Genomic DNA, 25,138 nt, shown 5'->3' with positions numbered 1-25,138 from the left:
TAATTTACCGCCTTTTTAATAGACTTTAGTACTTGTGGCATGAATGAAACAGGCTGGGAGTAAGGACATCAATGAGTGTTAAAAAAACGCCTGTATGCCCGTTTGTGCACGTCCTAAAATTAAGGCATGAACATCATGGGTGCCTTCATAGGTATTAACCGCTTCAAGGTTCATCATATGACGAATAATATGATACTCATCACTAATGCCGTTGCCACCGTACATATCTCGTGCTTGCCGAGCAATATCTAGTGCTTTGCCACAAGAATTACGCTTGATCAGTGAAATAGCTTCAGGGGCTAAGTTATTACTATCCATCAGGCGTCCTGCTTGCAAGCAAGCCAACAAGCCAATACTAATTTCGGTTTGCATATCAGCGAGCTTCTTTTGAATCAATTGTGTTGCCGCCAAGGGCTTACCAAATTGCTCTCTATCTAAAGTATACTGACGCGCACCATGCCAACAAAACTCCGCGGCGCCTAGTGCGCCCCAAGCAATGCCGTAACGTGCTTTATTCAAACAACCAAAAGGACCAGACAAACCACTGGCCTTTGGCAACATATTTTCAGCCGGCACAAAGACATTTTCCATAACAATTTCACCGGTAATAGACGCACGCAGCGAGAACTTACCTTCAATTTTTGGTGCTGATAAGCCGGGCATGCCTTTTTCAAGAATAAAGCCCTTAATAATGCCATCAAGTTTGGCCCAAACAATAAATACATCGGCAATAGGTGAGTTAGTGATCCACATTTTACTGCCATTTAGTTGATAACCACCGTCAACAGCGACTGCTTTACTGGCCATACTGGCGGGATCAGAGCCTGAATTGGGTTCAGTTAAGCCAAAACAACCTATATATTCACCTGTTGCCAATTTAGGTAAATATTTCATTTTTTGTATTTCGCTGCCATAAGCATGAATGGGATGCATAACCAGTGATGATTGCACACTCATAGCACTACGGTAACCGCTATCCACCCGCTCTACTTCACGCGCAATCAAACCATAACTAACATAGTTAATACCCGCACAGCCGTATTTTTCTTCAATGGTGGCGCCCAGTAAACCAAGTGCGCCAAACTCCTTCATAATTTCAAGGTCAAAAACTTCATGGCGATTCGCTAATAAAATACGTGGCATAAGCTTTTCTTGGCAATACTGATGAGCACTATCACGCACTAAACGCTCTTCTTCTGTTAGTAGAGAGTCAAGTAATAATGGGTCTTGCCAGTTAAAGTGTACTTTTTTCACCTTATCTGATTGGCTGTTTTTACTTACTTTTTTTACCTTACTATTTGACATAAAAGTTACCTAAATGACTATTGCACGCGTATATAAGCCGATAATAATAGAAAGCTTGCACAAGTCAATCCAATGCCAGCAGCATTATGAGCTAGATCAACTTATCCCCACAATTTACACTTTCTGACAATTAACTGACAGTTTTTCGACACTTGGGTTACTGATTTATACAACTGGACTAGGCAAAATCATTCCATATTAAAACTAAGTAACCACAGTAAAAACTGACAGGGATTTCCCGCTAATGAAAATAACACCCGCCACTGGTATAGCAAATTCACTGCTTTTACTTTCTTTTGTACTGCCAATGGTAGTCGCCGCAGAAAATAACGAAACTAAAGAAAAAGAGCAGAAAACAACAGAAAAAAATATCGAAGTGATCCAAGTCAATGGTCGTCGTAATCAAGCCAATAGTGAAATGACCGAACAAACAGAGCATTTAATGGCAGTGGCTGGTATTGGTAACGATCCCTTAAGCGCCGTTTATAGTTTACCCGGCATTGTGTATGCGGGTGGCGATGGTGGCTCACCGGCAGTGCGCGGCTCGTCTCCTGATGACAATGCTTTTTATATCGATGACTTGCCCGCGGGTTATATATTTCATTTATTTGGCGACAGCATTTTTAATGAAAATTTAATTCAAGATTTCAGTTTGCATGCCGCTGCTTTTGGTAGTGAATACGGCAATGCTACGGGCGGTATATTTGATGTAAAATTACGCGACCCGCGCCAGCAAGATATTGAAGTAACTATAGATTTAGGTATGTTAAAAAGTGGTTTTATGGTTGAAGGCGAAACCTTTGACGATCAAGCATTTTATTTGTCTTATCGCCGCAGCCAAATACACTTATTTTTACCCGAAGATGATGAAGAAGACGACGACGGTTACACCATTTTTAAAGCGCCTGTCAGTGATGACTATCAAGCAAAATATCAATTTCTACTTGGTGATGCTCACAAATTAACCTTTAGCGCTGCTGGCGCAAGTGATACTGGTGGCGTGAATATTTCTGAAAACTCAGAAGAAGGTCGAATTGACCCTGATAGCATTGGTGACTTTAAAGTGACTACCGCTTTTGATAGCCAAAGTATTTCGTGGCAATTTTATGGTGACGACCACAAAATGATGCACCTCATTGCTGGCCGAAATGTTGATACCACCGAGGAAAGTTTTGGTCAGGGACAGTTTATTAATATAAATGAGGAAAGTTACAATGTGCGCTTTTTTTACCAAATGGCATGGTTTACTGATCACAAATTAGGTTTTGGCATTGATTACAGCAAAACCGAGGTTAATTACAGCTTCGATATTATTCCTTATTATTGCACCGAGTTTGATAGTGACTGTCGCCAATACAAAGGCGAGCGTATACAAGATACGGCGACACTTAAGGATCAAAACATTGCCGTTTACCTTGATGAAATTTGGGATATAAATAATGACTGGCAGTTAGTTCTGGGCGTGCGTGCTGAACGCAATGATTATACCAAGCAAAGTTTTTTCCATCCTCGCTTCGCCCTGAACTGGCATGCTAATGAGAGTTTAACCATTAAAGCTAAAGCGGGTACTTATAGTCGTTTTCCTGATGTTGGTACCGCCCTTAAGAAACTCGGCAACCCAAACATAAAGTCACCCAAAGCCACACATTATTCACTCGGTTTTGATTATGACTTAAACGGTTTATGGTTTACTTCCATTGATATTTATCATAAAGAGCTAACTAATTTACCGCGATCAACCGATGAGTTTTCTTTTACCAATGAAACAGAGGAAGATTTACACTACACCGCCGATACCTCAGGTGATGCACAAGGGGTAGAATGGTTAGTCAGGCGCGAGCGTGAAAGCGGCTGGTTTGGCTGGGCATCATTAAGTTGGTCACAAAGTCAGCGCACTGATGATTTAACCGATATCACCAGTGATTATTACCTTGATACTCCCCTGGTGGCTAACCTTGTTGTCAACTATGAATTAAATGAACATTGGGATTTTGGCTTACGCTTTACCTTACGTAGTGGTGCTAAATATACCCCGATTACTGGTTTACGTGAAAATCCAGATTATGAGGATCATTTCTTGCCTGAGTATGGTGAGGTTAATGCTAAAAACTTACCCGTTTATCACCGCTTAGATTTAGAAGCGAATTACAAAACGCAGTATTGGGGTAATGACGCACAGTGGACTTTCGCGGTAATTAATGCCATGGCACAAAAGAATGTTTCCGGTTATTACTATGAGCCCGAAGACGGCGACACCTTAACCGAGTTTAATATTAGCGGTGAGGAAGATGTTGGCATGTTCCCTTATATCGGTTTAAAAATGAGCTTTTAACAGCAAGTTCTGCATTAGCTTTAGCTTGAAATAACGTTGAGGATAGCTTTACTTACATTTTTTAAACAATTAACCAAGCCGATGACAAGTATCAAAAGGTAACAACATGGTAACATTGTGTTACCTTTACTTATGTCGGCTTATAACAGCTTATGCCTAGCGCTTCAAAATTAGCATTACACGACTCCCGTACTTATTGGCAGAGATGGCTTATCGTTAGCTGTATTTTATTATCTTTGTTTACCCTACCAAGTCAGGCATCTGAGCAAGAAAGTTATCAAAGTGATAAAACCTATGCAAGCAATACAGACTATATCAGTGAGACAAGTTACTCTAGCGATCCAAATAGCCCAATAGTAAAAGATGACTTTGACTGGCATATCATGTTGGATTTATCAATGGCACATGATCCTGTGGTACTTACCGGCGTAGAACAAACCGATGCCTGGCAATATTTTCAACTGGGTTTGTTAATTGATCTTTCTTACAAAGGTTTCTTTATACAGACCAACCAACGTCGCTCTGCCGCTATATTATTAGGTTTAGAATTTGGCTATCAACTGCTAATAAAAGAACATTGGCAAGTTGATATTATTGCCAAAGCTTACATGAGTGGTTACGTTCCAACTGACTTAGTTCTGTATCAAGATGCCGATGAATCGCTATTTTCAGATTTAGCTGAGCGAGATTATACCAGAGGCATTGCCCTGAGATACTCTCATTATTTTGACAATGCACTGTTTACCATAGACTTTGCTAGAGGTCAGGCGGAAGGTAAGGTTACTGGCATTATTGTCGATAGTTTTTATAGTTATTTATGGCCTTATCGCAATTGGGATATTTATTTAGGTGCGGGGCTGACTTATTACGATGAAGCCTTGATGGACTATTATATTGGTATCAACGCCGATGAAGTAGCGCCAAACCGACCCTTATATCACTCCGATGGTGGTTTTCGTGCGCAATTAGAAGTCTATGCACAATACCCTTTATCAGCAAGTTGGTCGTTTAATGCGGGTATTACGCAAAGTTTTTACGCGAATAAAATAAAGCGCAGCCCTTTAATTGATAAAAACAAACTGAGCCAAGTAATGCTTGGGGTACTTTATGTATTTTAATGTTGGCAAAGGAATGGCCATAGCTCATGTAAAAGTACCGCTAGTCTTGCTCTATAGCTTATTATTGGCTGGGCAAGTTAACGCTAATGAGGTCAAAACGACTAACCATGCAGAAGTAACTTTTACCGCCCTGCCCGAGCAGTGTGTCACCTTACGACAAGGACGCGCTTGTTTTGCCACGGTAGAATTGCAATGGCAATCATCGACCAAGCAAAGTTTTTGCTTATATCAACTAGGTAAAAATAAGCAGTTAGGTTGTTGGCAAAACAATAACCAGGTGCTAATAAATGTTGAGTTTGAATCCAACAAAACTATTAAGTATCAACTGCGCACAGTCAGTGATGATAAAGTCATAGCCGAGACTCAAGTTGAGGTAAGCTGGCAACATAAAAATATCGCGCGTAAACGTCGTTGGCGACTGTTTTAAAAAGGCTCTGTGGTAGTTTAGTATTGCTGAGTAAACCAGCGATACGCGTAAACCCGTCCATGGGGTTCTACACAAGCATCAGGACAGTATGCTCCTGTACTGTCCAGTGTATATCCATATACCGTCATGCTGGTGAAGCTCGCTTTTATCACTTCTGCAATGCTCAAATCTTATAGTTACAATGTAGACAATAGTATTATGGAACAGAGCATTTAATAAACACTAAAGCGGTAACTAAATAAAAGGGTAGGTATAGATAAAATGCACAATGTTTTATTGGTGGAAGATGATATTAGCCTTGCTAATTGGGTCTGTGAATATTTAACCGAACAGGGCTTTAATGTCACCCATGTCGCCCGTGGTGACTTAGTCTTAGATGTTATTAAGAAAAATAGCACTGATATCGTTTTACTCGACGTTATGTTACCTGGTTTAAATGGCATAGAGGTTTGCCGGCTTATTCGTCAACATAAGCCGAGCCAACAAGTGCCAATTATTATGTTAACCGCCCGCGCCGATGAATTTGATGAAGTGATTGGCTTAGAAGCTGGCGCGGATGACTATGTGATAAAACCCGTTCGACCACGGGCTTTATTAGCGCGCATTAACCGTCAACTCAGCCATAGAAACAAAGCAGAAATCAACCCCAATAGCGAACTGATTTTTGGTGAACTGACCATAAACCAAGCAGCAAAACGTGTCGTTTATCAAGGTAAAGAAGTAGACTTATCAACCAGCCTCTTTGCCTTTCTCACCTATTTAGCCCAACATGCTGGCAGTGTAGTTGACAGAGACTCTGTTTTTAAAGCGCTGAAAAAACGCGAATATGATGGCCAAGATAGACGTTTTGACGTGATGTTATCAACCTTACGTAAATTATTTAATGATGACCCACAAAAACCGAAAAAATTTAAAACTATTTGGGGTAAAGGCTATTTATTTGTTAGTGATGCTTGGCAAGAAAAATCAAACTTTGTTATTGACGAATAACCATGCGTGGCCTCTATATCAGTATCATTTTTACCGTGTTAGGCTCGCTTTTTTTTATTGGCTGGGGGCTCGATGAACTAGTGGCATATGCCACGGAAGATACCATAACTGAAACGAAAACGACCACGGTCTACCGACAGCTACTCAATGGGCTTACTAGCGAACTGAGCTCGCTCAACAGCCTAGAGTTAAACGAAAGAGTTAAGCAATTTCAACAACATTACCAAATGGATACTAGCTTAGCCTCAAGTAAAAAAATCGCCCTACCTAGCTCACTCATTGCGCAATTAACCCTGCCAGGAGGCTTACTGCTAGCCTCAAGTGAAAATCAATATTTATTAAAAAGCATAGCCAACCACCCTGAGTTTCTTTTGCGTCTTGAACTACCCACTGAAACAGCAGATGACGACAATATTAATTTCATCTTAACGTTAACACTCTACCTAAGCATATGTTTCATATTTATTTTATGGTTAATACCCTTAACTAGACGTTTATACCTACTCAACAATGCCGCCGCTAAAATAGGCTCAGGACAGCTTGATGTGCGTATCGCCAGTAGCCGCTTATCTTACATAAAAGTGTTAGAGCAAAGCTTTAATACCATGGCCAGTAAACTAGAAAAACTCGTCGCCGATAATAAAATCCTCGCCCGCAGCTTATCCCATGATATTCGTACACCAATGGCTTGTTTACGTTTTGGTATAGAAGCCGCCTTAGACAGTAACTCCGTTGAAAAGAAAAATAATTATTTATCGCGCATGGACAATGAATTAACACGCATGGAGGAAATGACCAGTGCTTTTCTTGATTATGCCTCGATGGAGCGCCAAGGGCTAAATTTAAAAAAGCAGCCAACCAATATTTGTGCCCTAATCACCTCGGCTATCAATGATTGCCAAGTACTGGCAGAACAAAAAAATATTGTCGTACAGTTAACGGGCGATAACAGCATAGTTTATCCATTAGATTACCACTGGAGCTATCGCGCCCTAGTCAATCTTATTAGCAATGCCATTGGCTACGCCAACAGCCAAGTATTACTCACCATAACCAATAGCAATCAACAACTGACCATTACCGTTGAAGATGATGGCAAAGGCATCGCAAATGATAAACTCGCCATTATCTTCACCCCCTTTGTCAAACTCGATGCCGATAGGTCAAGAGAGCAAGGTCATTTTGGCTTAGGCTTAGCTATTTGCAGTAAAGTCATGGACTGGCATCAAGGCAGCATTAACGCCAGCAATAGCCAACGACTATCCGGTGCCTGCTTTACCTTAAACTTTCCGAAATAAACAGCGGTTTTAGGTAAAATCACGACAAAAACCCATAAAAATCAGGCTTTTTATTATACTTTGTAGATAGCGATTAAATCAGCAAAGACTAACAACAGTTATGCCTAATAATTCTAAGCAAAAATATGCTTTTCAATTCACCATAAAGAAAAAACTCATTGTGAATGCCTTTATTAACATTGGCTTAATATTAATCATTGGCCTCTATGCTTTAAATCAAATGAAGCTGATTGGTGAAGAGGTTGAAGATATTGCGGAAATTGAAATGCCGTGAATTTCTAGCATTACCGCAATAGAAATCCATCAAACTCGAACAAGCACTGTATTTACAGTCGGTATGCGTCTCGTTTGTTTTTTCAGTAATGCTGAACTACAGCGGGGGGTCGTAGAGCTACCCTACCTAGAAATTATGAAATACCGCAAACCCTATATACCTTGGCGTTATAATGCGCTGGCCGTGGCGTTAAACCCTTAAACATGCACGGCTGTGATACTTCTGTGATTAATTCTTCATTAATAAGTGATAAAAGCGTGATCTACTAGCGATAATTCCCCGACATACTTGCCTTACTCTGACAAGAAAAATGCAAACAACATAAGTCTAACTACCAAGGAAAGTATCATGAAAGTAATCAAGCAATCGCCAATGAAAGCCACATTAACTCTGCTAGCACTCGCGCTAGCCAGTACCACAACGATGGCACAAGAATTATCCATTACTGTCACTAATTTAACTCAAGGGTTGCATTTCACCCCAGTTGTTACTGCCGCCCACAGCAATGAAAGTCGACTATTTATGCTGAGTGATATGGCCAGTACTGAGCTACAAGCAATGGCCGAAGGCGGTGATATATCTGGCTTAGTCAGCCTATTAAGTAATGCTGACGCCAATATAAATGAAAACCCAGCGGGTGGGTTATTAGCTCCATCGATGTCAGCAAGCTTTACCTTAACCAATGATAGCGCCAATACCCATCTGTCACTTGCCGCGATGATATTACCTTCTAACGACGGTTTTGTTGGCTTAGATAGCTGGGAAATACCTGAAGAAGCGGGCACTTATACGGTATTTTTAAATGCCTATGATGCTGGCACAGAAGCGAACGATGAAATCCGTGGCAGTGGCGTTCCAGGAGAGGCTGGCATGCCAGTACCACCACCACTTGATGCCAGTATAGGCATGAATGGCACTGGCGTTACCGATATGGAGTCTAATGACAAAGTTCATATTCACCGCGGTAGCTTAGGTGATGATGATATGTCTGCTGGCAAAAGTGATATTAACAATAGTGTACAACGTTGGTTAAATCCTGTCGCTAAACTCACCATTACCGTGCTATAGGGGTACATCATGTTAACCTTTAACGCTCAAAAAAATATTAGCAGAAAAACTGCTAAAAACTCACTTTATCAAATAGTTATTGTCAGCTTACTTACCCTCGGTTTAGCCGCCTGTGGTGATAGCTACAAATACAGTGATGATAATTATACTCCGCTGGTGCAACCGCCGATGGAATATAGTTATTCAATAACCCTCACTAATTTAACCTATGGCCAACCTTTATCACCTATAGCAGTGATACTGCACGGTGATAGTAAAATGTGGCAAGTGGGCCAAAGTGCCTCTGTTGCCTTAGAAAAACTCGCCGAAGGTGGTGATAATAGTGACTTCCTAGCCCTAGAGAGTAATCTGGCAACAACAAGCAGTGCCGGCCCAGTGCCACCAGGGGCTAGCGTCACTTTAAACATCAGCACCACTGAGCCGATGGCAAATTATTTAACGGTTGTTACTATGTTGGTGAATACAAATGATGCTTTCTCGGGTCTTACTGGAGTAGATATATCAACATTAGTGCTTAATCAGGAAAAATCATGGCGATTAAATGTCTATGATTCAGGTACCGAGCAAAATAATGAAGCGGTCGGTACCATTCCGGGCCCAGCAGACGGCGGAGTAGGTTTTGATGCCGATCGCAATGATATCGACTTAGTCGGCTATCATTCTGGTGTCGTTAGCAAAGATGATGGTTTATCTAGCTCAGTATTAACTCAGGCGCATCGTTTTGATAACCCTGCTGTTAAATTAACCATTACTCGAACGAAGTAGTGCGCTAGGTCAATATAGCAAGCGGATTAATTAATTGCAGACTTAATTAGTTCGCTTGGTTATAGGTGGCTTTGCCCACTTATTGGCCACCCTATGAAAGATAAAATTTTAATTATTGAAGACGAGATTGATATTGCCAAGCTTATTAAAGTGCATTTATCCGAGTTAGACCTACACTGTGATATTTGTACCCAAGGTGAGCAAGCACTACAACAAGCATTAACACAAGACTATCAGCTTATTTTACTTGATGTGATGCTGCCAGGTATTAGCGGGCTAGATATTTGCCGGCAAGTTAGGCAAGAAAAACCATTGCAATCCATTATTATGCTGACATCTAAAACATCTGAAATAGATAGGGTATTGGGGCTTGAGCTGGGCGCAGATGATTATATGACTAAGCCTTTTAGCATTCGAGAATTACAGGCTCGTGTTAGAAGTCAGTTACGTCGGGTGCATGCCATTAAGGCAAAAAATGCTGACAAACCTAATCAGCCAGATCAGGTAACAGCAACACCACTAGGATCCACTGAACTAGAGAAAAATGGAGTAACTATCGGACAACTTCATATTGACCATAGGTATCACCAGGTAACCTATAAAAATAAAACCATCAACTTAACCGCGACAGAATTTGAGTTAATAGATTTTTTCTGCCAACACCCTGATCAGGTGTTTTCACGCGCGCAATTACTTGATGGTGTTTGGGGTTACCACCACAATGGCTATGAACACACAGTGAATTCTCATATTAATCGTCTGAGAAATAAACTTGAGGAAAATAGTACTGAGCCAAAAATAATCCAAACCGTTTGGGGTGTTGGTTATAAACTTAATTCAGCCGGGGTAATGCCACCGGCGGCTTCTTAGCGAGTAGAATAATAAGGACTTTCTTTAGATGAAAATATCACTTTATCAACGCTTAGCATTAATACTCTGTGCTGCTTTCATGATGATGGCATCATTACTGGTTTATTGGAGTAATTCCCTAGTACAGCAGTCTAAGTACCAAGCTGAGCAAAAGTTGCACTTACACTTAGCCGAACATTTAGCCCATGATAATCCCCTATTGCAAGACGGCGTTTATGATAAAGCAGCGTTAGCAAACCTTTTTCATACCTTAATGTTATTAGGTCCAGCCTTTGAATTTTACTTTCTCGATGCCCAAGGTAAGATTTTAACTTATTCCGCCGAGGCCACTAAAATAAAACGCCAGTCGGTATCGCTAACACCGTTAAAACAACTCATTGCTAACCCGAAAAAAATCCCGATTTTTGGTGATGATCCTAGAGATATCAACAATAAAAAAATATTTTCTATCTCCCCTATTTATCAAGGTGAACGCCTACAGGGTTATTTATATATTATTATTGGTGGAGAAATTTATGATTCAATTTTTAGCCAAGTACAAGCCGATAAAGACATACAAAAATACGGCGCCTTTGTACTCGCCAGCTTATTATTACTGCTGCTGGTTTTACTAGCGGTATTCCACTATTTTACTCAACCGGTAAAAGAGCTGGCAAAACAAATGCAAGCGCTTAAAGCGGTGCAATTTGATCAAACTAAAGTTAAGCTCAAGCAATGGGGTTCAGCGGCCAGCCATGGTATTAACCATAATGAAGTGCACTTTCTCGGCGCTACTTTTAACGATATGGTTAGACAAATTAACCAGCAGTTTTCATTATTGACTGAAAATGACAGAATACGCCGAGAATTATTAGCACACTTGTCTCATGATCTACGGACACCGTTAGCGACTATGCAAGGCTATATTGAGACGTTGGCGATTAAGGGCGATGACTTATCCCGCGCCGAGCAACAAGATTATTTAGCGACAGTGCAGCGTAACGTCGAGCAGTTAAAGCGCCTTATCGATCAAATTTTTGAATTGGCTCATTTGGAAAATGGTCAAGTGACCGTTAATTTAGAAACCTTTGTCATTGGCGAACTTTTACATGACATACTGGCTAAATTCACCTTAAAAGCTGCCGATAAACAGATCTCGTTAACGTTAACACCCCAGCCTTGCCAATATATTGTTTACTCTGATATAGCTAAATTAGAGCGAATCATGACCAATTTATTAGAAAATGCCATCAGACATACTGACCTTGGCGGTGAAATAGTGATGACAGTTACGCAGCTCAGTACACAAGTTAAAGTAAGTATTACTGATAATGGTAGCGGTATAAGTAAAGAAGATATCGCCTACATATTTGATGCCAGATATAGGGCGAGTAATGCCGTTGAAGATAATATCCAACATACTGGCTTGGGGCTAGCTATTTGTCAAAAGCTATCGCAAGTACTTAATTCTGAACTAATAGTTAAAAGTGAGCTTGGCAATGGCAGTAGCTTTTCATTATTGATACCCGTATTAGCTCAACAGGCAGAATTGAGCTAAAAATAGGGTCGCCTTGTAGGCAGAGAATAGTTGTTCCGTGAATATGCCCCTGCACAGTAGTCAGTCTTAATATGCTGTTAAGCGGCTATTAATAACGATAGGTTTATCAATAGCAGCTTACTTTTACTCGGCAATTTATTCAATAATTCACTCAATAATGCGATAAATCTCCCATTTAGCTGTACCTGAAACTACATGGGGTTCTAAGGTTTTACTCCACTCTTTATGGGCATCAATCTCAGCCAACTTTTGCCAAGCATCATTGAGCTGAGTTAAGTTTTCAATGGTCACTTCTGAAATAATACTCGACTCTAATGCCCCAACTGAACCCACTAAAATTCGAGAGTTCTCTTTAGTCCAGCCTATTTGAGAGCCCACTTCATCAAACCATTGAGTGAGCGCTTCAACCACTTCGGGCTTGTGGCCAAATTTTGCATCAATACACCATCTTGCAATCATCATAACAAGGTCTCCAATCGAGAGAAATTCAGACTTAATAAAGTAGTTCTATTAGCTCAATAAGTATGAACCATCTAACTGGAATTACCATTTTAACCATTATTTAGCCTTTACTGGCTAAGAATTCAATTTGTTGATCAGCTATTTTGCCATAAGGAGGTCGATAAAAGCGCGGATTAATGCTAAATAATGGTTGAAACCCATCATTGGTTTTTATTACTTGTTGTAGCCATAACTCAGTACCGCTAAAACTCATACCTCTTGGCATGATTCCAGCTATGATTAGCAACTGTGTGACCTGCCGCTATGCTAGGTTCAACAACCGCCTAATAGTTCGCTAAGTTTTTCATTGCAAAAAACAATTGCCGGTACTTGCGCCTGTGCAAGTACCTCTAAAGTTTGTGTGGTGTACTGTGAGAGGACATCATCAAAAGACAAAGCCATTGACGATAGTGCGTAACCACTGAGGTTAGTCTAAGGGCCAGTTAATGTTGTCGAATCGTAGTCATTGCCTATTGAGTATATAGCGATGCTATTAATGGTTTTCGCCATTGATAGCTTATCTCCAAAGTTAGATAAACACCTTAATTCCAACTAAAAACAATTCACTGCTAAAATGACGATAATTAGTACAGATTCGCTTCTTATATGTAATAACTTCTAGTAATATGATGATTAACAAATAAACCACTCCGAGAGCTAGCTATATGAAAAAACACGTTAGAACTAGCAAGGAAACGGGCAAAACTACACTACTTTTTACTATTTTCGCAAGTGTTTTTTTTATGTGCTTTAGTTTAAATAGCCATAGCTACACTCTTGATTCTCCCTCGACTTGGATGCAAGTCCCCCTTAATAAGATTGATGAGTTGAATAAGAAAGATCCAGCATTAGCACTAGCTTTCTCTAAAAAACTCTTTGATAGACATCAACAAAAGATGACTGATTTTGATAAAGCCTCTATATTGAGCAAGATGGCTCAACATAACTATATATTAGGGCACTATAATGTAAGCCAGGGGCTCCTAGACCAAGCTTATGCATTGAAAGTAGACTTAACCACTGATGTTGGTATTTCTTTGTTATTAACTCAGGGCGGCATCATGGATGAACTGGGTAATTCCGAGCAAGCAATGGTGAAGTACTCACTCGCAGCGAAATATGCCAAAGCAAATGAAAATTCAAAAATGCTCGCAGATAGTTATTCTTACATGGCTTACTCATATTCAATTAATCATAAAGATACTCAAGCCCTAAAGTATTATCATCAAGCTTACTTGCAACTTGAACAAATAGGTGATGAGTTAGACTTAGCTTATTTGAAAGCTGAAATGGCTAACGCCTATTCACTGACCTTTGACGACATCAATGCAATTAAGCTAGCAAAAGAAGCAAGTGACTACTTTAGCAAACATCAATATTATTTTGATGAGTTATTTGTACAAAATTTATTAGCCAAAATTTACCTACGAAAAAAAGATTACCAAAAAGCAGAAGTGACCTACCTTAGAGTTATCGAAATAATCAAGAAAACCAATAAAAAAGAGTACATTTACTTAGCTTATTTAGGTTTAGCTAATACTTACCATCATTCTCAACAACACGATAAAGCCCGTATTTTTTGGCATAAATATCAAGAGCAACAACCTCACTATGAAAATCCGTCAGCAAAAATTGGTGCCATTATATTAGAAGCTAAACTGGCACTGAGTGATCACAACATAACAGCCGCAATTGATACTTTAGCTAGAGTTGAAGCAACTCTTAAGCCTTTAGATAAGCAGAATGCTCTTAGTTGGTATGTTCAGCTATTTGATTTACAGGCAGAAGTTGCTGTGCTCAAAAAAGACTTTCAAACTGCATATTTCAAGCAAAAGGAAGCACGGGCACTACTAAAAGATTATTACAACGCTGAACGTGAAACAATACGTTCAAAATATAAAGTCATGTTTGATACTGACCAAGCTATTTTGACCAACAAATTATTAGAGCAAGATAAGGCATTAAATAAAGCGGCTCTAGATAATGCAGCACAACAACAGCAATTACAAAATATGATCATCATAATTATTTTATTATTTGTGCTAGTACTGTTTTATTTTATTTATCGACAAATACTTAATAGTAAAGCTCTTCATAAAATAGCTAACACTGACACCTTAACTGAACTAGCAAGCCGTCGATATACCTTTATTTATGCTCAGAAAATGTTACTGCAAGCGATAAATGCCAAGCAACAATTTGCTATGATCATATTCGACGTAGATCATTTCAAACAGGTCAATGACAGCTTTGGTCATGCCGGTGGTGATATCGCTTTAAAGGAAATTTCATCAACAGCCAATGAATATGTTAGAGCACATGATATTTTAGGCCGTATAGGTGGAGAGGAGTTTTTACTTATTTTACCCGAAGCTTCTTCTGCTCAAGCATATGAAATAGCTGAACGTATAAGGCATGCTATCGAGCATAAAGTAATAATAATCAATAGTAAGCCGCTACAAATTACCGCAAGCTTTGGCATTTCACAGTTAACTGACAAACAAGATAGCTTTAATCAACTATTTAATAATGCCGATATGGCTTTATTTCAAGCTAAAGATCAAGGCAGAAACCGAACTGTTATTGCCAACGAAACTTAGTTCAGCAATATTCCTAGCTAAAGCTCACTCAGCAAAGAAAGTGTTTGACCATTAAGTTGCCCAGTCCATTTCTGTAAATGTTCAGCATCTTAATTTTTCGCATAAAAATCAACCGCCTGCATTTTACGATGTAGTTTAAACAGATTATGCAAGCACACTTACTGCTTATTTTCAGGTTTATACCATTTTCATTAAGTTTGTGATCTTGTTGTGCTCAGGAAAAATATTTCAGGACAAGGCGTTCGATTGACCAATAGCTGGCTATTGGGATTGAGAGCAACGTAGTCTTGGGATATTTTAACCAGCATAAGTGGGCAATAACTTAGTGAGATTGGTATTATACCTTTGCGCCAGCTCTATTGGCGGAGTCTTAACTAAGGGAGCTTTATCTTGATGCAGATAAATAACGCCAACTCATAGCTAAGTACTCAGTTCTATTTGATAAGCATTAGTGTATTTTCATCTAGGTCATGATTATTGATTTGACATAAAAAAGAGCCATAAAGGCCCTTTCTCTATATTCATCAAACTCATTTTTTAGTTTATTAAAAGGAAAAGCGCACACCTACGGCGCCATCAACACTGAATTTAAAATCACTATCAAAGTTTGCTACCGGTTGTACTTGCCCATATAAATCCCATCCTTTAGCAAAGTACCAAGCAATGCCTACCGGAGCACGTACACCATAACCATGAGTCCAACCAGCCCAACCACCACCCGCAAAATACCAAGATAATGGCGTTTTATTATCAAAATTACCGGTTTTAACTAAATAATCAACGGCAAAGCCACTATCACCTAAGATGATATTATAGCGATCAATTTGTGCAACAATACTTAAGTCCATATCTACCGCCACGCCCAACTTAACACTGGCCTGAGCAAGGCTAGACAGTAATAATGAAAGCAGAAAAAGGCTTATTAAAAATATTTTTTTCATAGGGATTCCGTAATTCTAGAAGAAGTTGTCATTAAAGTAGCGGCTATTGTAATCATCCTTTAGTGTATAACAAGAAAAAGCCGAGCACTTTTCAGTTATACCGTCATATTATACCACTTTCATTAAGTTTGTGATCTTGTTGTGCTTAGGAAAAACATTTCAGGACAAGGTACTCGATTGACCAATAGCAGGCTATTGGGCTTAACAGCAACGTACTTTTCGGCATTTTAACCAGCACAAGTGGACCATAACTTAGTGAAATTGTATTCATTACTAAAGTGTTACCGTGACTTAACTAAAGTGTAACAGCTACTTGTTAACATCGGTCACAGCATTTACTATGAGATACGATTTATAACCACTTACCGCACTATTAGGCTGTCCATGTTTACACCAATAACTAAAAAAACAATAACAAGAAACACCCGTAAAGTACTCGCCCTTCTCAGCATAGCCACGGCAAGTTTAGGCTTTGCCAATACGGCTAATGCTACCATTGTTGAATTTCAAACCTCACAAGGTACTTTCCAAGTTAACTTGTTTGATACAACGACCCCAGCAACGGTGAAGAATTTCCTTAATTACGTCGATTCACTACACTACAGTAATTCAGTAATACACAGAGTTGTCCCTGATTTTGTTGTACAAGGTGGCGGCTTTGAATTTAGCGGTACCATGCCATTAACACGCCGTGAGGCAAATGATCCGGTAATTAATGAAGCTATTTATTCTAACATCAATGGCACAATTGCCATGGCAAAATTACCCGGTAGTATTAATAGCGCCACAGACCAATGGTTTTTCAATTTAAAAGATAATAGTGACCATTTAGATCGTAGCAATGGTGGTTTTACTGTTTTTGGCCAAGTCATTGGTGATGGCATGACAATCGTTAATAAAATAGCTCAACTGCAACTATGTAATACTACCGATACAGGTGGTATTCCTATGGTGTTAGATGACGGCCTAAAATGTGCAGATTTAACCGTGCCAGGTATGGAAAACTTTGTGGTTATTGAACAAGTAATTATCATTGATAGCTCAGAAGTCACTGACAGTAACTTAAACCCTTTGTTAACAAAGTACCCTGATAGTGATGGTGATGGCGTAAAAGATATCGATGATGCTTTCCCAAGTGACCCTGATAAATATTTACCGGATGTTAAAGAAGAAAGCGGCGGTTCAATCACTTGGTTTGCTCTTGCCATGCTTGCCTTGCTAACAACAAAAAAACGTTTTATTCGTTAATAAAGACTTAACGGCTAATGTCAGTCAGTTAAGAAAGTGCACTGTATTACGCCTTGAGTGGTCATTTTTTTGTAGGCGTGAATTTATTCGCGCAATCGATTAAGGCATTAAGCCTAATGCCTAGCAGCTAGTGAAAAACCCAATAAAAAAGCAGCGTATCGTACTCGACATCGCTGCTTTTTTGTTTAGTTTAGAGCGTTATTAGTCTCCGGTGTTTCAACCTCGTGACTATTAACCTCTTGTACTCTAACCTCGAGTAAACTCTGGATAAGCTTCCATACCACAATCAGAGATATCAACACCTTCATACTCTTCTTCAGCGCTGACACGAATACCCATGATTTTCTTCAGAGCAAACCAAACAACAAAGCTAGTACCAAATACCCAGACAAAGATAGTAGCAGCACCAATCAATTGCCCACTAAAGCTAGCTGATGAGTTGGTAATAGGTACAATCAACAAACCAAAGAAACCAACCACGCCGTGTACTGAAATAGCACCGACGGGATCATCAATCTTAATTTTGTCCAAAGCAAGAATTGATAACACCACAATCACGCCAGCAATAGCGCCAAATAGCGTTGCTTGTAATGGTGATGGTGTAGAGGGTTCTGCCGTAATGGCAACAAGTCCTGCTAAAGCGCCGTTTAATGTCATGGTTAAATCGGCTTTTTTGAACAATATTTTAGCAAAAACTAAGGCTGAAATTGCGCCAGCTGCGGCTGCGGCATTGGTATTTAAAAACACCATAGCCACAGAGTTAGCACTATTAATATCGGCTAGTTTTAATACTGAACCACCATTAAAACCAAACCAACCCATCCATAAAATGAACGTACCTAAGGTTGCCATCGGCAAGTTAGCACCCGGAATGGCATTCACTTTACCGTCTTTACCGTATTTTCCTTTACGAGCACCTAATAATATAACACCTGCTAAGGCGGCAGAAGCACCCGCCATATGGACAATGCCTGAGCCGGCAAAATCTGAAAAGCCTAAGTCAGCTAAAGTATATATACCAAAGACGGCTTCACCGTTCCAAGTCCAGCTACCTTGCATAGGATAAATAAAGCCTGTTAATACCACAGTAAAAGCAAGAAATGCCCACAGTTTCATGCGCTCCGCAACAGCACCTGACACTATCGACATAGCAGTGGCAACAAACACTACCTGGAAGAAGAAATCAGCCGCATTAGAATAAACAGCGCCACCATCAAAGCCGGCTTCGGCAGACTCGGCTAATACTGCAGTAACCAGTGCATCAGCATCTGCAGCACCATCAAGGGCAATGCCATTTAAGAAAACGCCGCCGCCATACATGATATCGTAGCCAACAATAAGATACATAATGCAAGCAATGGCATAAAGCGCGACATTTTTGGTTAGGATTTCAGTGGTATTTTTAGCACGTACTAAGCCGGCCTCTAACATAGAGAAACCCGCAGCCATCCACATAACCAAGGCTCCACACATAAGAAAGTAAAAGGTATCTAATGCATATTGTAATTGAAAAATATTTTGTTCCATCATTACTCGCCCTTAAAGTGCTTCAGAGTCTTGTTCACCCGTACGAATACGAATGACTTGCTCTAGGTTGAAAACAAAAATCTTACCGTCACCAATTTTACCGGTGTAAGCCGCTTTAGTAATGGTTTCGACCAAGCGATCAACCACATCATCATTAACAGCAATATCCAGCTTCACCTTGGGTAAGAAATCCACCTGGTATTCTGCGCCGCGATATAATTCGGTATGACCCTTTTGACGGCCAAAGCCTTTGACCTCACTGACTGTGATCCCCTCAACGCCGATTTCAGAAATGGCTTCTCTGACATCGTCTAATTTGAATGGTTTAATGATTGCGCTAATTAGTTTCATGTTTACCCCTAGTTATTGTTCTTTTTAATGACTAACAACTTGATAATACAATTCACATGCCAACATAAAATAACACTATTAATGAAACACTTAGATGTAATGGCATTTTTTTAGCGAGTAAAATGCACCACGAGTGTGCAGAAAGGTAAGCCGCTGGGTTCATCTGGTGCAATGCGCTAGGGTAAATAATAAACTGAGGAAAAGTGACTATACTTGCGGAGAGCTTTATCTAGGGGTAACGAGGTAAAGCCTTAAACTATGATGAAATTTTTAACTATTATAAAACTTTAGCTATTATAAAGTGCGCTAAAGGCTTTCACTGAAAAACCATTGAGCAGTTGCTCACCCACCTTCAATACCGGTACGCCACGCAGGCCAGTAGTGGCAAATTATTTTTGCCCCTTGGCAGTTTTAATATTACATAACCTAAAAGTAATACCTTGTTGTTCAAGGTAATGTTTTGCCGTTTGGCAATGCGGACACTTATCTGTGGTATACAAGACAATACGTTTCATTTCTTTTCCCTATTCAGAGTGGTGTACCACAAAATGCTAGCCACTATTTTACCCTAGTTGGCCGCTTAATCTGTAACTCTTTATCAGTGCCTTGCTGTAATTATCGAATAATAACGCCAATAAAATACCAATAAGGCCAAGCTAGACAAAAGTTGTGACAAACTTTGATTCAAATCAAATTAGCTAGCGCAATGTGGTGTAACAATCATGCCCTCAGTTACTAATACCCATAATAATAATAATAGCAAAGCTAACTAACCCACTTAAAAAACATGATCTTAGGATATTATTATGAAAGAAATCGTAAACACGTTTACCTTATCGCTAATCAGCGCCGCTATTTTCGCGGCTCCTGCTGCCTTTGCCGGTGAAACTAAACATGGAAAAAACCTAACTGGAGCATTGAGTGACAGCAGGATTAAAGTTGAATTAAGGGCTCGCTATGAAAGCGTAGATCAAGATGGCATAGACAAAAATGCTTCCGCGTTAACGTTAAAAAGTCGTATTACTGTCAATACTGGCAGCTATAATAATTTCTCTATGTCTATAGAAGTGGATAAAGTAGATGCACTGGTAGATGATTACCATAGTAAAACTAACGGGAATACCCAATACCCTGTAGTTGCCGATCCACAAGGTACTGATGTCAACCAAGCCTATATCAAGTATGCAAATGATGGCTTTAGCGCCGTAGTTGGTCGCCAACGCATTTTACACAACAATCAACGTTTTGTTGGTGGTGTTGGCTGGCGTCAAAATGAGCAAACTTATGATGGCGTTCGTGCTCAATATAAAACCGATGTTTTATCGGTAGATTATAGCTACATTCAAAATATCAATGACATTACCGCCAACAATGTTAAAGGTGACTTCCATCTAGTAAATGCCCATTACAATATTAATAACAGCCATAAAATCACCGCTTTTGCCTATCTGTTAGATTACGATGCGGTCGAGCAATATAAAAACTCGAGCAGTACCTTAGGGGCATCCTATAACGGTAACTTTGGTAAGTTCCTAGTGAATGCTAGCTTAGCGAGCCAAAGCGATAATGCTGATAACCCTACCCGCTATTCTGCAATGTATCTTAATGCCGAAGCAGGTTATAACTTTGGCGACGTTACCGTTTTGGCTGGTTATGAAGTATTAGGTAGTGATAATGGTATTGGTTTTAACACACCACTTGCAACCAAGCATAAGTTTAACGGTTGGGCTGATAAGTTTTTAAGCACTCCGAGTGAAGGTCTACAAGATGCTTATATAACCGCCAAGGGAAAAGTTTCGAGGGTTAAATGGGTGGCAACTTACCATGATTTCACTTCTGATGTCGGTAGTATTGATTTTGGTAGTGAGCTTAACTTAATAGCCACTTATCACTTCAATAAAAACTATGCTGTTTTAGTTAAAGCTGCTAATTATGGTGAAGGCGATGCAGAACAAAAACCAACGGATACTAATAAATTATGGCTGCAAGTGACGGCTAAGTTCTAAGCACTAACGACCACCATAGTCACTTAAAGACGTAATATGAACAGCATAAGACGTCTATCAATAAAGTACCAAGCAAGCCGATAGGCAAGCTTGTTACTTTTTTATGCCGCCACTGCATTAGCCCTTATTGCCCCGTAACGATAAAAGCATTAGAATAGCCGCGAAATTTACCAGCACTTAGGCGAAACTTTTTGTTATTAATGATCGACAACTACGACTCTTTTACTTTTAATTTAGTGCATTACTTTCAAGCGCTAGGTCAAGAGGTGGTGGTTTATAGAAATAATGAAATTAACCTAAAAGAAATTGAGCAATTAAAGCCGCAATATATTGTTATATCTCCTGGTCCTTGCGATCCTGACTCTGCCGGTATTTCTCTGGCTGTCATTGCACAGTTTGCCGGTAAAATACCCTTATTAGGTGTCTGCTTAGGGCATCAATGTATTGCGCAACACTTTGGCGCTAAAGTTGAAAAAGCAAAAAAAGTGATGCACGGTAAAACCTCGAAGATTAGCCATAATCAACAAGGTTTATTCCGCGACTTGAATCAGCCATTACAAGTCACTCGTTATCATTCCTTAATTGTTAACAAGCAATCATTACCAAACGAACTCACGATAACGGCGTGGAGCCAAAATGAGCAAGGTGAGCTTGATGAAATTATGGCGCTAGAACATAAAAGCCTAGCCATTAGCAGCGTACAGTTTCATCCAGAATCCATACTGACAGAGCAAGGACAAAATTTATTAGCAAATTTCATCAAGCAATTTAAAAATCACCCGATAAGCTAATAACAAGAGCTTTTTAGGTTGAAGGCAGATAAAGTAGTACCTTACTCGATTAAAGCACTAGACTTAGTGCGTTCAATGCTCAGTTTTATACCTGAGTAGCAATAAAAAGGTAAGCAATAACACCTCTATGCAAATTTTTGAAAACAATCAAGCTGTCGCCACTATATACCAGCGAGCCACTAGCCTCACTATCTGTAAGAAATTTGCGGAAAAGCAAAGTGGAAAAATATCCGTGGTTGACCATCAAGGTAGCGAGCAAGAAAACCGCCGCCGAGAACTGTTATCGGTGGAGGTGCAAGCTCAACAAGAAAAAATTATTGCCAAGCACGGTGAAGAGTATTTTCAAAAACAAACCCAACAGGCCTTCTTTAGCCGAGTTCGCACAAAAATCAATAGTGATTTTGACAACAAAGAGCACCTTTATCATCACGTACTAGGTATTGAAGATGCCTGCCCTGCTATTCTCGATATTTTATCTGCTCGTGCCGCTTCAGTTAATCAAATCAAAAGTCTTGCTGCTTCTTTATCTTGGTTAAGCAATGATTTAATACGCTTAGTGAACAAACCACAATACCGAAAACGTGCTGATGTACAAGTTACCGATGCTAAGCTGGCGTTAAGTTATATTGGTTTAGACAATTTAAAGTTGCTCATGCCCACCTTTACCCTGAAACATTGGTTACCTACCAGTACCGCACCTTACGGCTTGATGAAACGAAAGCTATGGAATGATAGTTTATCGATAGCATTAGCCGCACGTGCGTTAGCCAAAGAACAAGGTCTCGATGAATTTACCGCCTTTACTACGGGGATGTTGTCAAATATAGGTAGACTTGCCGTTACCCGTTGTTATTTAACCACGTTTAGCGAGATGTATAAAAAAGAAGTCCTTCAAGCCTTTGAGCGTAAAGACAAGCGCTTGCATAATGTCTTATCACAAATTAAAGCCAGTGAAGAGCTACTCCTTGAGCAACTTACCATGCGCAGTTCACAATTGTCTGCTGACTTAATTGAAAAAATGAGCTTTAGACGCCTTAATATAACCGAGCCAATATTTGATCTAGCCTACGCCGATAACATAGAAAAAATGCACCCCATCGCTCAAATTGTCGCCAAAGCCAAAGCCCATGTCGCCTTTCGCTCCCTAGCAAAAGAAGCGTTAATAAGTAGTGACGAGAGTCAAGCATTGCTTAACGCGGCAAATTTAACACCAGCTGAAATAACCCTATTGCAAAAGAGCGATATTGATCATATTAAGCTCAACTTCAGTTAATTTACTGCTTATTTGCCACTGATTTTAGCTTTTTCCATATTTTTTTCTGATTAATTATTAAAAAATCACCTAATGCCTTTCAACGTGCCAGCGCTTAGCCCTCACTTACCCCCCTTATTTCTACAAATAAAATCGGCTCTATAAATATTCATATTTTATGAATAAAGGTAGCTAAGCCTTTGCTTTGTCTGGGCTGCAGACAAGTTCAGCAAGACAAGCCGACTAATTTATGTCATACTAACTCTCTAATTTTTAACTCGCTGTTACTATTTTTCTCTATATTTAGATATTCATCTAGCAATATTTACATGAGTGATAGCAAGTGGATTAATTAATTGCTCAATGAGCGAGAATTTAAAGGATTATAGGTAAGGCATTGATTGAAGAGAATGGTTATTCCCTTATCAAAATCAATAACGAAGCATATATTCTTTTAAACTCGCCCTTTGGGAACTCATGAGTAAACTGATAACATCACAAAATTAATAAAATATAGAATAACTATGTTTAAATAATTTTGATTGTTCTAAGCTCACTGATGCAGTTCTAATTTGAATAATTAATTAGTCCAATTGGTATTGGCGGTTAAAAACATTACCCACTTATAAATGAGGATTTTTGAAATGTCAGAACATTTTTCGGTTAAACGCGGCTTATTTGATGAAGTAATGGTACCAAACTATGCACCTTCAGAGATTATTCCTGTACGTGGTCAAGGCTCTCGAGTATGGGATCAACAAGACAAAGAATATATTGATTTTGCCGGTGGAATTGCCGTTAGTTCTTTAGGTCATTGTCATCCCGCTTTAGTTGGCGCCCTAAAAGAGCAAGGCGAGAAGCTTTGGCATTTGTCTAATGTACAAACCAATGAACCCGCATTACGTTTAGCTAAAAAATTAGTGGATAGTACCTTTGCTGAAAAAGTGTACTTTTGTAACTCTGGTGCCGAAGCTAATGAAGCGGCACTTAAGTTAGCCCGTCGTTTGGCCTTAGAAGTATATGGTGAAGAAAAATCACAAATCATTGCTTTTGAACAAGGTTTCCATGGCCGTACTTTCTTTACGGTAACTGTGGGTGGTCAAGCGGTCTACTCGGATGGCTTTGGTCCAAAACCAGGCAATATAGATCATGCTGTGTACAATGACTTAGCAAGTTTAAAAGCGTTAATTTCTGATAAAACGTGTGCGGTAATGATTGAGCCATTACAAGGTGAAGGCGGTATTATTTCACCAACAGATGAATTTATCAAAGGTGTGCGTGCCTTGTGTGATCAACACAATGCGCTATTAATTTTTGATGAAGTACAAACAGGTGTTGGCCGTTTAGGTCAGTTATACGCCTACATGGATTTAGGGGTAACGCCTGATATTTTAACTACCGCTAAAGGTTTAGGTGGCGGCTTCCCTATCGGCGCTATGCTTACCACCACAGCTATTGCTAAGCACCTTAAATTAGGCTCTCATGGCAGTACCTACGGCGGTAACCCATTAGCTTGTGCTGTTGCTGAAGCAGTGCTAGACACAGTAAATACCGCAGAAGTTTATGCGGGCATAAAAACTAAAGCTAAACTTTATGTTGATGGCTTAAATGCCATTAATGCTAAATATGATGTTTTCTCTGAAATTCGTGGTAAAGGCTTATTAATTGGTGCCGTTTTAAATGAAAAATACCAAGGTAAAGCAAAAGCATTTTTAAATGCTGCCATGGATGAAGGCCTTATGGTATTAATTGCTGGCGCAAACATTATCCGCTTTGCACCTTCACTTGTTATTCCTGATGAAGATATTACCCTTGGCTTAGCACGCTTTGAAAAAGCTATCGCTAGCTTAGTCTAACTTAACCTAGACTGGCCTAGCCTAGTCAATGCTAATAGCTATCTGTTTAAGTCACCTTATTTTAAACAGATAGCCTTCCCC

24 protein-coding genes are annotated in these 25,138 nt (G+C 39.6%); 16 read left to right on the top strand and 8 right to left on the bottom strand.

The genetic code is table 11. The annotated features are described in order from the left end of the window. Positions 1–78: 78 nt before the first annotated feature. Positions 79–1,254, bottom strand: coding sequence for an acyl-CoA dehydrogenase (locus ASU03_RS02205; RefSeq protein ID WP_057830969.1), 1,176 nt, complete (start codon positions 1,252–1,254; stop codon positions 79–81). Positions 1,255–1,549: 295 nt separating this feature from the next. Between ASU03_RS02205 and ASU03_RS02200 the strand changes: the two genes are divergently transcribed. The 10 genes from ASU03_RS02200 (at position 1,550) to ASU03_RS02160 (ending at position 11,984) form a co-directional block, all read left to right on the top strand. After that, positions 1,550–3,637, top strand: a complete 2,088-nt coding sequence (locus tag ASU03_RS02200; protein ID WP_057830268.1) for a TonB-dependent receptor — start codon at positions 1,550–1,552, stop codon at positions 3,635–3,637. 152 nt (positions 3,638–3,789) lie between these two features. Next, positions 3,790–4,755, top strand: coding sequence for a MipA/OmpV family protein (locus ASU03_RS02195; protein ID WP_057830267.1), 966 nt, complete (start codon positions 3,790–3,792; stop codon positions 4,753–4,755). Next, a complete protein-coding gene (locus ASU03_RS02190; RefSeq protein WP_057830266.1) occupies positions 4,745–5,182 on the top strand; it encodes a DUF3019 domain-containing protein in 438 nt (145 codons plus the stop codon). The genes ASU03_RS02195 and ASU03_RS02190 overlap by 11 nt, the downstream gene beginning before the upstream one ends. A 252-nt stretch (positions 5,183–5,434) precedes the next feature. After that, positions 5,435–6,172, top strand: a complete 738-nt coding sequence (locus tag ASU03_RS02185; protein ID WP_442855125.1) for a response regulator — start codon at positions 5,435–5,437, stop codon at positions 6,170–6,172. A 2-nt stretch (positions 6,173–6,174) separates the two neighbouring features. Then, positions 6,175–7,470 carry a sensor histidine kinase gene (locus tag ASU03_RS02180; RefSeq protein WP_057830264.1) on the top strand — a complete coding sequence of 432 codons (1,296 nt, stop codon included), beginning with the start codon at positions 6,175–6,177 and terminating at the stop codon, positions 7,468–7,470. Positions 7,471–7,570: 100 nt separating this feature from the next. Beyond that, positions 7,571–7,744 (top strand): hypothetical protein, encoded by a 174-nt coding sequence (locus tag ASU03_RS20545; protein WP_157465791.1) that lies wholly within the window; start codon positions 7,571–7,573, stop codon positions 7,742–7,744. Positions 7,745–8,092: 348 nt separating this feature from the next. Next, complete coding sequence (locus tag ASU03_RS02175) at positions 8,093–8,812, top strand: spondin domain-containing protein (protein WP_442855122.1); 720 nt, start codon at positions 8,093–8,095, stop codon at positions 8,810–8,812. A gap of 9 nt (positions 8,813–8,821) precedes the next feature. Next, positions 8,822–9,577, top strand: a complete 756-nt coding sequence (locus tag ASU03_RS02170) for a spondin domain-containing protein (RefSeq protein ID WP_057830263.1) — start codon at positions 8,822–8,824, stop codon at positions 9,575–9,577. Between the two features lie 93 nt (positions 9,578–9,670). Continuing rightward, positions 9,671–10,447: a response regulator transcription factor gene (locus tag ASU03_RS02165; RefSeq protein ID WP_057830262.1), complete on the top strand. Its 777-nt coding sequence runs from the start codon at positions 9,671–9,673 to the stop codon at positions 10,445–10,447. Positions 10,448–10,475: 28 nt separating this feature from the next. Beyond that, positions 10,476–11,984: a sensor histidine kinase gene (locus ASU03_RS02160; protein ID WP_057830261.1), complete on the top strand. Its 1,509-nt coding sequence runs from the start codon at positions 10,476–10,478 to the stop codon at positions 11,982–11,984. A gap of 147 nt (positions 11,985–12,131) precedes the next feature. On the opposite strand, the gene ASU03_RS02155 is transcribed toward ASU03_RS02160, so the two are convergent. The 3 genes from ASU03_RS02155 to ASU03_RS22030 all read right to left on the bottom strand — a co-directional run bounded on the left by ASU03_RS02155 (position 12,132) and on the right by ASU03_RS22030 (position 12,887). Further along, positions 12,132–12,446, bottom strand: a complete 315-nt coding sequence (locus tag ASU03_RS02155; RefSeq protein ID WP_057830260.1) for a hypothetical protein — start codon at positions 12,444–12,446, stop codon at positions 12,132–12,134. Between the two features lie 100 nt (positions 12,447–12,546). Then, positions 12,547–12,711, bottom strand: coding sequence for a hypothetical protein (locus ASU03_RS20540; protein ID WP_157465790.1), 165 nt, complete (start codon positions 12,709–12,711; stop codon positions 12,547–12,549). 47 nt (positions 12,712–12,758) lie between these two features. After that, complete coding sequence (locus ASU03_RS22030) at positions 12,759–12,887, bottom strand: polysaccharide deacetylase family protein (protein WP_157465789.1); 129 nt, start codon at positions 12,885–12,887, stop codon at positions 12,759–12,761. A 341-nt stretch (positions 12,888–13,228) separates the two neighbouring features. Between ASU03_RS22030 and ASU03_RS02150 the strand changes: the two genes are divergently transcribed. Beyond that, the gene (locus ASU03_RS02150; protein ID WP_197411172.1) at positions 13,229–15,085 is read left to right on the top strand and encodes a tetratricopeptide repeat-containing diguanylate cyclase; all 1,857 of its coding nucleotides are present in this window, start codon (positions 13,229–13,231) and stop codon (positions 15,083–15,085) included. A gap of 545 nt (positions 15,086–15,630) precedes the next feature. Here ASU03_RS02150 and ASU03_RS02145 read toward each other — a convergent pair. Continuing rightward, complete coding sequence (locus ASU03_RS02145) at positions 15,631–16,026, bottom strand: hypothetical protein (RefSeq protein WP_057830258.1); 396 nt, start codon at positions 16,024–16,026, stop codon at positions 15,631–15,633. Positions 16,027–16,410: 384 nt separating this feature from the next. On the opposite strand from ASU03_RS02145, the gene ASU03_RS02140 reads away from it, so the two are divergent. Further along, a complete protein-coding gene (locus ASU03_RS02140; RefSeq protein WP_057830257.1) occupies positions 16,411–17,274 on the top strand; it encodes a peptidylprolyl isomerase in 864 nt (287 codons plus the stop codon). 246 nt (positions 17,275–17,520) lie between these two features. Here the strand turns inward: ASU03_RS02140 and ASU03_RS02135 are convergent, their stop codons facing one another. The 3 genes from ASU03_RS02135 to ASU03_RS21350 form a co-directional block, all read right to left on the bottom strand. Next, the gene (locus ASU03_RS02135) at positions 17,521–18,801 is read right to left on the bottom strand and encodes an ammonium transporter (RefSeq protein WP_057830256.1); all 1,281 of its coding nucleotides are present in this window, start codon (positions 18,799–18,801) and stop codon (positions 17,521–17,523) included. Positions 18,802–18,813: 12 nt separating this feature from the next. Then, positions 18,814–19,152 (bottom strand): P-II family nitrogen regulator, encoded by a 339-nt coding sequence (gene glnK, locus ASU03_RS02130; RefSeq protein WP_057830255.1) that lies wholly within the window; start codon positions 19,150–19,152, stop codon positions 18,814–18,816. Between the two features lie 389 nt (positions 19,153–19,541). Next, positions 19,542–19,667, bottom strand: coding sequence for a glutaredoxin family protein (locus tag ASU03_RS21350; RefSeq protein ID WP_231731467.1), 126 nt, complete (start codon positions 19,665–19,667; stop codon positions 19,542–19,544). A 291-nt stretch (positions 19,668–19,958) separates the two neighbouring features. Between ASU03_RS21350 and ASU03_RS02125 the strand changes: the two genes are divergently transcribed. The 4 genes from ASU03_RS02125 (at position 19,959) to ASU03_RS02110 (ending at position 25,057) form a co-directional block, all read left to right on the top strand. Continuing rightward, positions 19,959–21,158 carry an alginate export family protein gene (locus ASU03_RS02125; RefSeq protein WP_057830254.1) on the top strand — a complete coding sequence of 400 codons (1,200 nt, stop codon included), beginning with the start codon at positions 19,959–19,961 and terminating at the stop codon, positions 21,156–21,158. 191 nt (positions 21,159–21,349) lie between these two features. Further along, positions 21,350–21,949: an anthranilate synthase component II gene (locus ASU03_RS02120; RefSeq protein ID WP_057830253.1), complete on the top strand. Its 600-nt coding sequence runs from the start codon at positions 21,350–21,352 to the stop codon at positions 21,947–21,949. A gap of 127 nt (positions 21,950–22,076) precedes the next feature. Beyond that, positions 22,077–23,222, top strand: coding sequence for an HDOD domain-containing protein (locus ASU03_RS02115; protein WP_082627103.1), 1,146 nt, complete (start codon positions 22,077–22,079; stop codon positions 23,220–23,222). Between the two features lie 623 nt (positions 23,223–23,845). Then, complete coding sequence (locus tag ASU03_RS02110) at positions 23,846–25,057, top strand: aspartate aminotransferase family protein (RefSeq protein ID WP_057830252.1); 1,212 nt, start codon at positions 23,846–23,848, stop codon at positions 25,055–25,057. The last annotated feature ends 81 nt before the right edge of the window (positions 25,058–25,138 follow it).

Source organism: Colwellia sp. TT2012 (genome assembly GCF_001440345.1).
In the GTDB taxonomy this organism is placed as follows: domain Bacteria; phylum Pseudomonadota; class Gammaproteobacteria; order Enterobacterales; family Alteromonadaceae; genus Colwellia.
This window is presented reverse-complemented; position numbering and strand designations above follow the sequence as displayed.